Genomic DNA, 14,259 nt, shown 5'->3' on the forward strand with positions numbered 1-14,259 from the left:
AGCGTCACCGAACGTCAGCTGCATGGATGAATCCTCTACATAAGGCGATAGTGTCGCGCATCTGTGGTGAGTTGATCAGACCTTTCCTAGACCCCCAGGCAGAAGATCTTTTTGGATGGGGTGGCAGCGTTGGCACTGATTTCTCGAGAGCCGTCAATCTGCATTCGATGACATTGCTTGCGGGGTTCATGAATTCTCAGGATTTTCTTCAGACGTCGAGGAATTATAAGGAGCTGCTTCCAAGAATCTTTGAGGGTGCATACAAGAACCTGCTTCCAACCAGTATCACCTCCAGCACCTTGCTCGAATTGCTGGTGCAGCGGCAACTGGCGGGAGAAGGCTCTCTCGATGTAATTGCAGCTGACTTGGCGAAAATCGCTGCTGCGGAACTGCGAGGAGCCGATAATTCGTTCGTCATTCATGAAAATGGAGATAGTAAAGAGTTGAATCTGGCCGGTGCGTTGGTAGACGTCTTGCTAGCCGGGCTTTATCAGCAAGCGGATGGTAGATCACCAAAGAAGGCGTTCGTTGGTCGGCTCACCGAAGTTCTGACCCGTAGTGACGGCTACATCAGTTTCGATGCGGAGGCACTCGGTGATCAGCAGAAGGTTGGCATCGAATCACTCAGACAATATGTCTCTGCAAGAACACAAAACATTGCCCTCGATACGAATCTTCTGGAGCGCGCCCGCTGGGGCGTTCAGGATGGTGCTGCCACACACTACGTCGGTTCCGATTTCGACGTGCGCTCGGACGTGGTGGTAGCCCTGCACGGCAGCAATACCATCTCAACTGGCGGCGGCGACGATCTGGTCCTGGGTGGTGACGGCGACGACGATATCAGCGGCGGGTCCGGCGACGATCAGATATATGGTGGCGCAGGATTCGACACATATCGCTTTCTTACCAATGAATCGCTGCTGGCCAGCACTGATCGCATCTACGATAGCGGTGGCGATGGCGCTGTGTATGTCGACAACGTAGCAGTGACGGCGGGTGTCCGCCTGACGGAGACGACGTGGGCCGATTCTACCGGCAACTTGCGATTGACCATGATTGCGGATCCGGTCCATAGATTAATCATCACCAATCTGCTTAGCGGCGACACGATCCATGTCGAGCGATGGCAGAATGGTCAGCTGGGAATTTCTCTGGATGGGGAAATTGGTGTGCTCCCACCATCGGGGACAAAGTGGGACGGCGATCTGACGCCGGAAGGCGCCAACATCAACGGCGTTTATCAAGGAACTGAAGGGGCCGAGGCGTTCTATACGGGCTTCGGCACCGACACCATCGACGGGGAGGGCGGTGTCGATGTCATCAACGGTGGGTCTGGCAGCGACATCATCAATGGTGGCGACGGCAACGATTTCATCGTCGAAGTCGCCAGGACGGCACGTAATCTTGATCGCTGGATTGGCGCTCCGCCTACCGACAGGATGTTGGCCAGTGGCGTGGGGTTCATGGTCGGTCTGCGCAGCGGCGATGCAGAAGATGCACGCACTTACTACGAAGACGTCTTTCTGGGATTGGTTGGCACCATTAGAAATGGTGGGCCATCGTTCTATCCCGATCCGGAACTATTCGCCGATGGTGGCGACGTCATCGACGGCGGTGGCGGTTCGGATCTGATCATGAGCGGCGAAGGCAACGATGTCGTCGACGGCGGCCTCGGTAACGACGTGATCTCCGGCGGCCATGACAACGATATTCTGATGGGCAACGACGGCGACGACCTGATCTTCGGGGACCGGATCAACGGCGTCCTTGCAGGCGAAGAGGTTACCAATCTGTCATCTGCAGCGCGTGCCGACGGCGATGACATCATCGACGGCGGTGCCGGCAACGACGAGTTGCGGGGCGACGGCGGTAGCGACCAGATCTGGGGCGGCCAGGACGACGATGTCATTCTTGGCGATACCGTGGGGATGGAAGCGTCGCGCCAGGGTAACGACAGCCTGCATGGCGGTGATGGCCAGGATCAGATCTGGGGCGGCGGCGGCAACGACGCCATCTCCGGCGATGCAGGCAACGACACCATCTACGGTGACTTCGTGGTCAGCCAGCTAGGTCTGCAGTTCCATGGCGCGGACCGCATCAGCGGCGGGGTCGGCATGGACTGGATCAATGGACAGGGGGGCGATGATGTCATCGACGGTGGCGATGATGCGGACACCTTGCTGGGCGGCGCGGGCGCAGACGTCATCGTCGGTGGCGCAGGCTACGACCTGATTGTCGGCGACGATTTCGATGCTCCGGAAAACGAGCAGGGCAACGATACGATCGATGGCGGTTTGGGCGATGACACGATTCTCGGCATGGGCGGAAACGATCAGATCGCCGGTGGCGAAGGCAATGACAGCCTCTACGGCGATGATCAGGTTGGCAATTTCGCTGGCAACGACAAGCTCTCTGGCAACGCCGGCGACGATTACTTGGACGGGGGCCGGGGAGACGACCAGCTCGATGGCGGCACCGGCAACGACATCCTCATCGGCGCAGAAGGAAACGACATATACCTCATCAAGGCTGGCGACGGTCATGATGTAGTGAGCGGCTTGGGTGATCAGTCCGCGGGGAGCGATACCATCGCACTCAGCGGCTTGTCGAGGAATCAGGCGACGTTCCGGCGCAGCGGGAGCGCGCTGGTGATGACATTCGGCGCAGACCAATCGGTTCGCCTGGAAGGTTTTCTTGCACGCGACCGTGGCGGACACCTGGTCGTCTTTGGCGATGGCTCGACGCTGGATCGGGCTGAGGCTCTGAGCTTACTTGGTGGCGGTACTGCAGGCGATGATGAGTTGCAAGGCAGCGACCAGGACGACGAACTGTATGGCGAGGCTGGTAACGACAGACTTTACGGCCAAGAAGGCAACGATTCGCTCAATGGTGGAGTCGGTAACGATCTTGTATTCGGCGGGGGCGGAAACGATCTGCTCGAAGGCGGCGACGGCGACGATCTTCTCGACGGCGGAGCCGGTGACGACCGCCTGTCGGGCGGAGCAGGCTCCGACATATTTCGCTACGGAACTGGCTACGGCAATGACAGTATTGCTTTCGATCCTGCTGCTAACGTTCGGCAGGTGCAGCTGCTTGATATCGGCAATCCAGCCGGTATGTATTACGCGCTCAAGAATGGCGCGCTGATAATGACTGATATCAATACTGGCCAGAGCCTTACTATTGAGGGGTACGCTGGCGCCAGTGGGCCGACCGCACGAATTTTGCTGGCTGACGGCAGCGAGCTTTTGCCAGAAATGTTGTGGCGCGGCGCGGATGAGATCGAAGGAAATTCGTGGAACGATGAGATTTACGGATATGACGGTGATGATCTTCTAGTTGGAATGCTTGGGGACGATACAATTTATGGTGGCGATGGCCAAGATACGCTGATAGGGGACTTTCTCCACATTTATTATTATTGGCAGATAGGAGTGTGGTATAACGATTATCTGGACGGCGGGGACGGTGATGACTATATTTACGGAAATGGCGGCGATGACATTCTGATAGGCGGTGCAGGCAATGACTCACTCAATGGAGGACATGGCGCGGATATTCTGAACGGCGGAGCCGGCAATGACGTGCTTTATGGAGGTGCGGGGGCAGATATCTACGAATTTGGCCGTGGTGGCGGTAGCGACTTCATCCTGGAATCGCCTGGTTGGCGCGGGAGTGTTAGGTTTGATGCCAGTGTGCTGAGGGAAGATATCGTCGTTTATAACGATGATATTTATGGGGGTTCATTGCAGCTAATCATTGATGGAACCAGTGACTCCATCACATTGGGAGGATTTTACGACTATCGATCCCCTGGGGCCCCTACGCTTGATTCGATCGAGCAGGTCATATTCGCCGATGGCACTGTTTGGGATGTGCGGGAATTATATTATCAAGCAATGCGAGGGTCGCATCGCAATGACAATATTATTATTTTTTACCCGGGGGGTGAATTTATTGATGCCGGCTTAGGTAATGATATTGTCTGGGGCTTGGAGAATGATGACATCATCTACGGTGGTGCAGGGAGTGATGACTTATCGGGCGGTGCGGGAGACGATATTTTGGTGGGAGGCAGTGGTTCGGATATCCTCAGTGGCGATGCCGGAAACGATATTTATCGCTTCGACGTTGGCTCGGGACTGGATTTCATTAGTAATTGGCGAACAGGGGAACCCGACCACGATTTGATTGAGCTTGGTGAAGGAATCACCACGGAAAACATCCGCCTCGCGCGCTCGGGGGATGCGTTGGTAATCGATATCGAGGGATATACCGACCGGTTGATGGTATTGGGACACTTTCTGACAGCCGAGCAATGGGGCAGTGGCGGCCCGATCAATGCGTTGCACTTCGCCGATGGCAGCATTTGGGGTCAAGACGAAATTGTGGAGAAACTTGGTGCACCTCTCGAGCCTATCGAAGTCAGAATTGGCGGTTCGAGCTATACCAATTTCTATGATACTGGCGGCTACGTCATCGGCATTCAGAGTAATTCATACTACTATAATTATGAAACGGCTGGGGCCACCTGGTTCGACCTCGGGCCAGGTGATGCACTCATTTCTGGCGGTACTGCCGGGGATACCTACATGTTCGGCAAGGGCTATGGAAGCCAGGCAATACAAGAGCACGGTGGAACGGACCGGATAATTTTGAATGCTGACCTGTCTCCTGGCGATCTTACCCTCTATAAGCTGGGCGATGACTTGCAGATGTATGTGGAGAGGCAGTCGGCGCTCACCATCGTTGGATTCTTCAGCGAAAGCGGCATGGCGGCGATCGAGTCAGTGACCTTCGCCAACGGAACCGTATGGGATTCTGCGTGGCTGCGTGCCAATGCCGTGAGTCCGGACCTAGCCCTGAATGGAACTGCGGCCAGCGACATCCTGCGTGGAAGCAGCGGCAATGACCGGCTATCTGGATTGGAGGGTAACGACCAATTGGAAGGCGAAAGCGGTGACGATCTGCTCGACGGCGGTACCGGCGCAGATGTGATGCGTGGCGGTAGGGGAAGCGATACGTACGTGGTAGATGATGCTGGTGACTCGATCTTCGATAATGGATACAACAGTGGATGGGAAGATTTTTGGCGAAGAGATATCAATACGGTAATCAGCGGTATCGACTACACGCTGGGCATCAACTTGCAGCATTTGATCCTTGATGGGACTGCCGATCTCAACGGAACAGGCAATGCAGAATCCAACAGTCTGCAGGGGAACGGTGGAGCCAACATCCTGACCGGGGCGGCTGTGGACGATTACTCTTCTAATGCCGACTGGGTGGACGGTGGAGGAGGAGATGATACGTTGATCGGTGCGTGGGGTAACGACACGCTGATCGGCGGTATGGGCAATGATCGCATGGAGGGCGGTGGAGGTGACGATCTTTATTATGTTGATAGTCTTGGTGATGTCATCGTCGAAACCGAGGGCGAGGCCCCTTCAATCCCCATGGCAATGGCGATGCAGTTGTCTAGCGACGCAACGACATTCGCTACCGGGATGTCAGGAGCGCCCGGCATTCCCGCGATGGGCGAACATCCTTATCGCAATGGTGACACGGTGGCTGCCAGCATCGACTTCACTTTGACTGATGAGCTGGAGTCGCTGATTCTGGTCGGTAATGCCATAAATGGTACGGGGAATGAGTTCCGCAATTGGCTGAAGGGGAATGCACAAGACAACGTGCTGAGCGGTCTTGGGGGCTCTGACACGGTCTCCGGCGGTGCCGGCCGCGACGTTTTGTACGGTGGCGATGGTGGTGATGATTTGGATGGCAACGATGGAGACGACACGCTGGTTGGCGGCGACGGCGATGACCTTTACGTCTATACCGCTGGCCAAGGCCACGACACCATCGTGAATATCGATGCTTATGGCGAAGATATGTTGCAGGTGAATGGAGCAGGCTTCGACCAGTTTAGCTTCGCGCGAGTGGGCGATGACATGGTTGCAACACTGAACGACCAATCCGGTAGTTTGACGTTCAAGGACTGGTATACGGATACGGCCAACCGTGTCGACCGTCTCTACGACCAGAGCTGGACGGGACTCAATGCCGATCAGGTGGACAGCTTGGTCGGTGGTGCGGAATTGAGTCAGCTGATCGGTGCGATGTCCCAGGGCGAGACAGGCCAAGAGGTCTATGCGCAAGCATGGGACGAACCCGGCAATCAGCCGCATGTGATGATTGCTGCGGTCTGACGGTCAGTCGATCGCTGACCTTTCCCCGCAAAAGCCATCACGGCTTTTGCGGGGTCTGGCAAAAATCCACGTGGCATTGCGCGTGGTGGATGCCGCAAATAGCAGTGGGCGTAGAATCGCCCCATGAGCCCTATCTCCCCCGACTACCCCACCCTCCAATCCATCGGCTGGCCCTGGCCCGGGCCGCCGGAGGAGGCGTCCTGGCAGGCGATCTTCGCCGCGCATCCGCAGGCGTTGCCGGCGCGGGTGGTGGAGCAGCACCGCACCGGCTATGTGGTGGCCGATACGCCCGAGGCCAGCCTCAAGGCCGAGTCGTTGCCGGAGTGGCAGCGGCCGCGCTTTCCCAGCCATGAGCGGGCGGCGGTGGGCGATTGGGTGTTGATGGAGGGCAAGCGCATCGTGGCGCTGCTGCCGCGGCGCACGTCGATCAAGCGCGGAGCGGCCGGCGAGCATTACCACCAGCAGGTGATCGCGGCCAATATCGATACGGTGTTCATCGTGTGCGGGCTGGATGCGGACTTCAATCCGCGCCGCATCGAGCGCTACCTGTTGCTGGTCGGCGGCGGCGGGGCGCAGCCGGTGGTGGTGCTGACCAAGGCCGACCAGACCGAGTACGCCGAGGATGCCTTGGCGGTGCTGGAGGAACTGGAGGCGCAGAACATCCCGCTGCGTGCGGTCAATGCCAAGGACCCGGAGAGCGTGGCCGCACTGCGGCCCTGGCTAGGCGATGGGCGCACCGCGGTGCTGGTGGGCTCGTCCGGTGCGGGCAAGTCCACCTTGACCAACACCTTGCTGGGCACCGAGAAAATGAAGACCAACGCGGTGCGCGAAAACGATTCGCGCGGCCGGCATACCACCACGCATCGTGCGCTGATTCCGTTGCCCACCGGTGCGTGCCTGATCGATACGCCAGGCATGCGCGAGCTCAAGCCCACCGGTGAGGAGGATCTGGCCGAGGGCGGTTTCTCCGATGTGGAGGCGCTGGCGGCGCAGTGCCGTTTCAACGACTGCGCGCATATCGCCGAGCCGGGATGCGCGGTGCAGGCGGCGATCGCAGCCGGCGACCTGGATCCGGAGCGTGTTGCCAACTACATGAAGCTGCGTGTGGAAGTGGCCAGCGCGGCTGAAAAACTCGCCACCCGCGTGGCGCAAAACACGCGCGGCAAGGGCTCGGGCAAGCGGCCGGCCAGCGTCGATCGCCCGGGGCGACGCTGAGCATGCCATCGCGCAAGGGCCCGCCGGACATCGTCCATCACGCGGCGCTGGATGCGCGTCTGGTCAAGGCCGTGCGCGGTGTGCGTCTGCTTGCCCTGGCGAGCTGGCCACGCTCGCTGCAGGAGCCGTTCCTGCACAGCGTGGCGCGCGGTCAGCCGGAGCTGCCGCAGGTGGCGTATCCAGTACTGGATTTTGGCGATACCCGGCGCGAGCTGTCGGCGATTGCGAAGGCGGCCGATCCGCATCATCCGATCGGCGCCTACCTGATCGATTCGACCCATAGCTGGGATCTGGCCGCCGGCCTGCTGGAGTCGCTGGGCACCGCGGCGGTCAGCGATTATTCGGCGCAGCTGTTCGGCGTGCCTGACGACCCGATGCCGGGCAATGGGCCGAGCACGCGCGAAGCCGCCCGGCATTTCATCCAGATCGCGCAGGAGCTGGACCGCGAATTGTTGGCGCCGGAAGAGCAGGTGCCGGTCTCGGCCACGGCCTTGCGCATGCAGCTGCAGAACGATCTGGACGGCTTCTTCGAAGGGCGCGTGATCACCGTGACGCTGGATCCGGACCTGCTCGCCAAAGCGGCGGCCGGCGCGCACCGCATCCGCCTGCGCAGCGGCGCCACCTTCAGCGATTACGACCGCGCGCAGCTGTTCCATCATGAGGCGCTGGTGCATTCGCTCACCGCGCTCAACGGGCGCGCGCAGGTGCACCTGCCTAGCCTGGGCATTTCCTCGCCGCGCACCACCGCAACACAGGAAGGTCTGGCGACCTTTGCCGAGCAGATCACCGGCAGCATCGACATCGAACGCATGAAGCGCATCAGCATGCGCATCGAGGCGATTGCGATGGCGCGTGCAGGCGCTGATTTCATCGAGGTGTTCCGCTACTTCACCACTGGCGGGCAGAACGCGGCGGAAAGTTTTTCTTCGGCGCAGCGGGTGTTCCGCGGCGTGCCCACGCAGGGCGGCGGTGCGTTCACCAAGGACACCGTGTACCTGCGCGGGCTGGTGGCCGTGCACACCTTCTTCCGGCATGCCTTGCAGCGCGACCAGCTGCAGCTGTGCCGCTGGCTGTTTGCCGGCAAGATGGCATTGGGCGATGTGGCGCGGTTTGCGCCCTTGTTCGACAGCGGTGTGCTGGTGGCGCCACGCTGGCTACCGCCGTGGGTGAGCCGCGCCAGTGGGCTGGCCGGCATGCTGGCCTTCTCGTTGTTCGCCAATCGCATCCGCATGGACCAGCTGCAGCCGCCAGCGATCAATGTGTGAGCAGTGGAGCGCCGCAGCGTCGTCGCCATGATGCAGTTACTACATTTATGAATAAATATGGTGCCTGCCACGTGCTCTACACGACGCTGCAACGGACTGAACTGCACACTGGCTGCCTCGCCCGAGATGGGCAACAACGCGAGGCAATGCGATGAAGATCCTGATGGTGCTCACGTCCCACGACCAACTTGGCGACACCGGCAAGAAGACCGGTTTTTGGTTGGAAGAGTTCGCCGCGCCGTACTACGTCTTCAAGGACGCTGGCGCCGACATCACCCTGGTCTCGCCCAAGGGCGGCCAGCCGCCGCTGGACCCGAAGAGCGACGAGCCCGATGCGCAGACCGAGGCGACCAAGCGCTTCAAGCAGGACAGTGCCGCGCAGCAGGCCCTGGCCACGACCCATCGCCTTGCCGACGTCAATGCCCAGGACTTCGACGCCGTGTTCTACCCGGGTGGCCACGGACCGCTATGGGATCTGGCCGAAGACGCGCACTCGATCGCGCTGATCGAGGCCTTTGCGAAGGCCGACAAACCGCATGGCCTGGTCTGCCATGCGCCGGGTGCACTGCGTCGGGTCAAGGGCAGCGATGGCAAGCCGCTGGTCAACGGACGCCGCGTCACCGGATTCACCAATGGCGAGGAAGCGGGCGTGGGCCTGACCAAGATCGTGCCGTTCCTGGTGGAAGACGTACTGACCGAACTCGGTGGCCGCTACGAGAAGGGCGCCGACTGGGGCGTACACGTGGTCACCGATGGCACGCTGGTGACCGGACAGAATCCGGCCTCCTCGGAGAAGACCGCGCAGACCCTGCTGGAGCTGCTGAAGCGCTGAGTCGACGCCTGCAGCGTGGTAGCGCCGCATACCGCACCCTCATCCGGCGCTACGCGCCACCTTCTCCCGGTGGGAGAAGGAATGGTGGGGGCATCAGGCCGAAGAAGGCACTTTCCTTACGCCCCTCTCCCGCCGGGAGAGGGGTTGGGGTGAGGGTACGGCCGATGCACCAACCAAGCCGCCGCACCCGCATCGATCAATCGATACGTTGCAACCAGCGCACTGCATACCCAGGCAGTACAAGGCGCATGTCGTCGCCCAGCGGTGCTGCACCTGGTTCGCTTCGGTCTCCCAACACCCGCCAACGGCCGTTGACCTTGCCCGCAAGCTCCGCGTGCAGCGGTCGATCGCTGAAGTTGTGGAGGGCGAGAAAGCCCTCGCCACGCGTCAGCGCTAACAACCGCGTGTCAGCCAGTCTCACACTGCCCAGCGGGTGATCTGCAGCAAGTGCCGGGAGTGCTGCGCGTTGCTGGATCAACCCGCGCAGGCGCTGATAGATCTGCCCGGCCAGGCTGCTGTCGTCATGACGCTGTGCCGCGCGTTGCCAGTCCATCGCCGGCCGGTGCAGCCAGCGGCCCTCGTGCCGGCGCTCGGGATCGCTGCGGTAACTGCTGTCGTTGGGCAAGCCGAGTTCGTCGCCCATGTAGATCAGCGGCACGCCAGGCATTGCCAGGGCGAGCGCATAGAGCAGTATCAGCCGGTCCACCGCCAGTGCCACTGCTGCTGCGTCTGCGCTTTCAACGGCCGCCTGGATGCCGGTCAGCGCCGCGGCCATGCCGTTGGTGCCGTGCACGCCGTCGCCGCTGCTCTGGAAACTTTCGCCGCGCGCGTAGCTGCCAGGCACCTCGTTGGCATAAAAGCGCGCGACATCGCTTAATGCGAAGGGCGGCTGCGCGGCATTGCCTGCCGCTTCGTGCTGCAACACGTTCCACCCGATGTCGTCGTGACAACGCACATAGCTCAGCCACGCGCAGTTGGCCGGCAGCGGTGGGCTGTTGCTGATGACCTGATGCAGGATATCGCCGCGTTGCAGTGCCAGTGCCGACCAGCCTGCCGCCATCAGCGTGCTGTGGTAGGCCAGGTGACATTCATGGCCCTGGTTGGCGCCGCTGCCGAAGTACGGCGGCAATTCGGCCATCGGCACGATCGCTTCGGCCTTCATCGCCACCGCCGGCGCCACGATATCGGCCACCGCGCGCAGCGCCACCAGGAGGGTGTGGGCCTCGGGCTGGTTCATGCAGTTGGTGCCGGGGCGCTTCCACAGGTAGGCGGTGGAATCCAGGCGGAAGGCTTCCACGCCCAGGTTGGCCAGCTGCAGCAGGGCCAGCGCCATCTCGCCGAACACTGCCGGGTTGCTCCAGTTCAGATCCCACTGATACGGGTAGAACGTGGTCCACATCCACTGCCCGGTGTCCTGTACCCAGGTGAAGTTGCCCGGTGCGGTATGCGGAAAAACCTGCACCAGCGTGGCGTCGTACTGGTCGGGCAGCTGGCGGTCGGCAAAGTGGTGGTAGTAGTCCAGGTAACGCGTGTCGCCGGCGCGTGCGGCGCGCGCCCAGGCATGGTCGTCGGCAGTGTGGTTGAGCACGAAGTCCGCACACAGGCTGATGCCGGACTCGCGCAGCCGTGTGGTGAGCGCGACCAGATCGTCGTTGCTGCCGAGGCTGGGGTCGACCTGGCCGTAATCGCTGACGGCAAAGCCGCCGTCGTTGTCGCCGGCGCGTGCGCGCAGGAACGGCAGCAGGTGCAGGTAGCGCACGCCCAGCTCCTGCAGGTAAGGCACACGCTCGGCTACGCCCTGCAGGGTGCCGGCAAAGCGGTCCACGTAGGCGCTGTAGCCCAGCATGTGCTGCTCGCCGAACCAGCCAGGAGTGCGCGTTGCGTCCAGCTGCTGCAGCGCCTGCGGACGCTGCTGCGCACTACGGCCAAGCGCAGCCAGCCAGTGCATGAGCCATTGCGCATAGTCGCTGCGCTCGCCATACAGCGTGTGCAGCGCCGCCAGCAGGCGCGGTGCGTGGCGATCGAAGCGCGCCAGCAGCGCGCCTGCCTGCGCTGCATCCAGCGGCGCGGCAAATGCCGCGCGCCATGGGGTGAGATCGGTGGGGGAGGTGCTCATTGGCAGCGGCCGGGCAGCGCCCGGCACGGGGTCCTTAGAAGTCGTAACGCAGGCTGATGCTGGTGGTGCGGCCGGCGATCGAGCGCGCACGGATGATGCCATTGGCCGGAATCGTGGCTTCTTCGGCTTCGGTCAGGCCAAAGGTGTTAAAGAGGTTGTTGACGTTGAGCGCCACGGTGAGCGCGTCGGTCACGCGGTAGTCGCCGAACAGGTTCACCTGGGTATAGCCCGGCATCTTCAACTGGTTGGAATCCTGGGTGTAGGCATCGGTGGTACCGATCAGGTTCACACCGAACTGGTAGCCATCGCCGCGGTAGCTAGGCGTGAGCTGCCACACCACGTCGGCCTGCCGGCGCGGCACGTTGCCGGTGTTCTCCGGGGTGATCTGGTCGCGGGAGATCTCCGCATCGGTCCAGGTCAGGCCGCCGTTGACGGTGAAGCCTTCATAGCGGTAGCTGGCTTCCAACTCCACGCCGTGCGCTTCGTAGCTGCGGTTGAAGAAGCGCTGGCTGGTGACTTCGAAGTTCTGCTCCTGGGTACGTGCGGAGAACGCGGTGGCGAACAGGCTCAGCCCGTCGCGGCGCCACTTCAGGCCGGCTTCGGCCTGGCGTACCACGTTGACCCCTTCATCGGACGACACCGAGCCATCGTCGCGCACCACGCCGAACAACAGGCGGTCGGCATTGGCGCGTGCGCCGCGGCTGATGCGGGCGAATGCGCCCAGGTCATCGTTGATCAGGTAATTGCCGCCCAGCGAGTACGACAGGTAATTCCAGTCGTAGTCCACAGGCCGCGCATTGGCGGTGTCCACGGTGGCCACGCGCTGTTCCACCGGCTGGATGACGCCATCGCCGTTGACGTCCAGGTTCTGTGCGATGGCGGTGCCGCTGTAGCTGCCGCGCGCATCGCCCATGTCGTAGCGCAGGCTGCCGTCGATGCTGAACTTGCCGCTGTCGAAGGTCAGTGCCACATACGGTGCGTTGACGTCGTAACGCACGTCGTAGCTGCGGGTGATGCAGCAGTCGCCCCAGAACGGGGTGCCGTAGGCGTACAGGCCGTTCTCCGAGCGCGACACGCCGGTGGCATCGACCACGTTGAGCAGGCGCGAGTCGCGGCCCAGGCTCTGCACGTAGGAATTCCATGTCCAGTCCATATCGATGGTCTGGCGCGAGGTGTAGTAGCCCATGCGCAGGTTGAGGGTGCGGCCGTCGCCACCGAACTCGCGCGAGACGCTGAGGTCGTTGGTGACGTTGCCCAGGTCGTTGATGGCGACATTGAACAGATGGGTGCGGATGGCGTTGCCGGTGTAGGCCTGGCCGGCATTGGGGCCGCCGGCTTCCACCAGCTGCGCGCCGGTGCCGCCGATGGACGATGCCAGCGATGCGGCATCGGTGACCTCGGCCGGGAACGGGCTGACGAAGCGGCCGCTGTTGTCGGCGATACGGAATTTCTCGCTCAGGTTCCAGCCGTTGCCCAGGTCGAACCAGGCTTCGGCGCCGATGGTGCGCGAGATCGGGTGCATGCCATCGCCCAGGTCGGTGCGGCGCGGTCGGTTATTGCCATCCAAGCCGACATCGGTACGGAAATTGCGGCTGTACAAGGTGTCGTTGCCGGGATCGAAGCCGGGGAAGCCGCCCAGGTCCGGCGAGCCGTCGCGGCCGCGTACGGAGGTGGGCACCGGCAGATAGCCGGCGGCGCGGTCGTTGAGATACTTGCCGTACAGGCGCACGTAGCCGTTGTCGAACAGGCGGGTGAGGTTGGCCTTGAGCTGGCCGCCCTTGTCGGTGCTGTAGCCGGCATCGCGCACGCCATCGCCCTGGCGGAAGAAGCCGCCGATGTTGAACTGCCACTGCTCGGCAAACGGCGCACCGTAATTGAAGTCGATGCGGGTGTTGTCGTAGTCCAGACCGCGGCTGACGCCGACGCTGCCGCCTGCGGTGTCGCCGGTCTTGCTGATGAAGTTGATGATGCCGCCGGGCGCGTTGCTGGTGAAAGTGGACGCCGAGCCGCCGCGGATCGCCTCGATGCGGTCCAGGCTGAAATCCGAGCGCAGGAAGATGTCGGCGTTGCCGAAGGCGATGTCGCCGAACTCCATCACCGGCAGGCCGTCTTCCTGCAACTGCAGGAACTTGGCGCCGCCCGAAGCAACGGGCAGGCCGCGCACGGCGATGTTGGCATTGCCTTCGCCGCCGCTGGACTCGGAGCGGATGCCGGGAATGTTGCGGAAGATTTCCGCGGTGCTGCGCGGTGCCGACTGTTCGATGGCCTCGGCGCCGACGGTGCTGACCGACACGCTGGACTTCAACTTGGTGGTGGCGGTGGAGGTGCCGGTGACGAACACCGAGTCCAGATTGACCGCGGCGCTGTCGGCAGCCGGCGGTGTGGCGGGCGCGGCTGCTGGCGCGTCCTGTGCCAGCGCGGCGGGCGCGCACAGGCAGGAAACGACCGCGCAGGCCAGGGCATGCAGGCGCAGGGTGTGCAAGGTGGACATCGCGATTCTCTCTCTCACAGGTGGTGGTAGGCCGACGCCTGCATCGTCCCCTCCCAGGGGCCGGCCGTGTGGCCTGCAGTGCGAGCGCAGTAATACGCTCTACTACAATCGATTGCAATCCTGCACTGCAG

The 14,259-nt window shown here is 61.9% G+C and carries 6 protein-coding genes; 4 read left to right on the top strand and 2 right to left on the bottom strand.

What is annotated here, in order from left to right; all coding sequences use genetic code 11:
- The first annotated feature begins 26 nt into the window (after positions 1-26).
- The 4 genes from XcodCFBP4690_RS04890 (at position 27) to XcodCFBP4690_RS04905 (ending at position 9,521) form a co-directional block, all read left to right on the top strand.
- Positions 27-6,209: a calcium-binding protein gene (locus tag XcodCFBP4690_RS04890; protein WP_279628093.1), complete on the top strand. Its 6,183-nt coding sequence runs from the start codon at positions 27-29 to the stop codon at positions 6,207-6,209.
- Positions 6,210-6,332: 123 nt separating this feature from the next.
- Positions 6,333-7,424: a ribosome small subunit-dependent GTPase A gene (gene rsgA, locus XcodCFBP4690_RS04895; RefSeq protein WP_104539896.1), complete on the top strand. Its 1,092-nt coding sequence runs from the start codon at positions 6,333-6,335 to the stop codon at positions 7,422-7,424.
- A gap of 2 nt (positions 7,425-7,426) precedes the next feature.
- Positions 7,427-8,689, top strand: a complete 1,263-nt coding sequence (locus XcodCFBP4690_RS04900; RefSeq protein ID WP_104539897.1) for a flavohemoglobin expression-modulating QEGLA motif protein — start codon at positions 7,427-7,429, stop codon at positions 8,687-8,689.
- A 151-nt stretch (positions 8,690-8,840) separates the two neighbouring features.
- On the top strand, positions 8,841-9,521 hold the full coding sequence (locus XcodCFBP4690_RS04905) for a type 1 glutamine amidotransferase domain-containing protein (protein ID WP_104539898.1): 681 nt from the start codon (positions 8,841-8,843) through the stop codon (positions 9,519-9,521).
- A 196-nt stretch (positions 9,522-9,717) separates the two neighbouring features.
- Here the strand turns inward: XcodCFBP4690_RS04905 and XcodCFBP4690_RS04910 are convergent, their stop codons facing one another.
- The gene (locus tag XcodCFBP4690_RS04910; protein ID WP_104539899.1) at positions 9,718-11,637 is read right to left on the bottom strand and encodes an alpha-amylase family protein; all 1,920 of its coding nucleotides are present in this window, start codon (positions 11,635-11,637) and stop codon (positions 9,718-9,720) included.
- Between the two features lie 34 nt (positions 11,638-11,671).
- A complete protein-coding gene (locus tag XcodCFBP4690_RS04915; protein ID WP_167394475.1) occupies positions 11,672-14,128 on the bottom strand; it encodes a TonB-dependent receptor in 2,457 nt (818 codons plus the stop codon).
- Positions 14,129-14,259 lie beyond the last annotated feature (131 nt).

It is taken from the genome of Xanthomonas codiaei (genome assembly GCF_002939785.1).
Lineage (GTDB): Bacteria > Pseudomonadota > Gammaproteobacteria > Xanthomonadales > Xanthomonadaceae > Xanthomonas > Xanthomonas codiaei.

What these genes read in the sequence shown, in the direction of transcription:
- XcodCFBP4690_RS04900 (WP_104539897.1), top strand. Translation starts at nt 7,427, where the DNA reads ATGCCATCGCGCAAGGGCCCGCCGGACATCGTCCATCACGCGGCGCTG.
- XcodCFBP4690_RS04910 (WP_104539899.1), bottom strand. Translation starts at nt 11,637, where the DNA reads ATGAGCACCTCCCCCACCGATCTCACCCCATGGCGCGCGGCATTTGCC.
- XcodCFBP4690_RS04890 (WP_279628093.1), top strand. Translation starts at nt 27, where the DNA reads ATGAATCCTCTACATAAGGCGATAGTGTCGCGCATCTGTGGTGAGTTG.
- rsgA (WP_104539896.1), top strand. Translation starts at nt 6,333, where the DNA reads ATGAGCCCTATCTCCCCCGACTACCCCACCCTCCAATCCATCGGCTGG.
- XcodCFBP4690_RS04915 (WP_167394475.1), bottom strand. Translation starts at nt 14,128, where the DNA reads ATGTCCACCTTGCACACCCTGCGCCTGCATGCCCTGGCCTGCGCGGTC.
- XcodCFBP4690_RS04905 (WP_104539898.1), top strand. Translation starts at nt 8,841, where the DNA reads ATGAAGATCCTGATGGTGCTCACGTCCCACGACCAACTTGGCGACACC.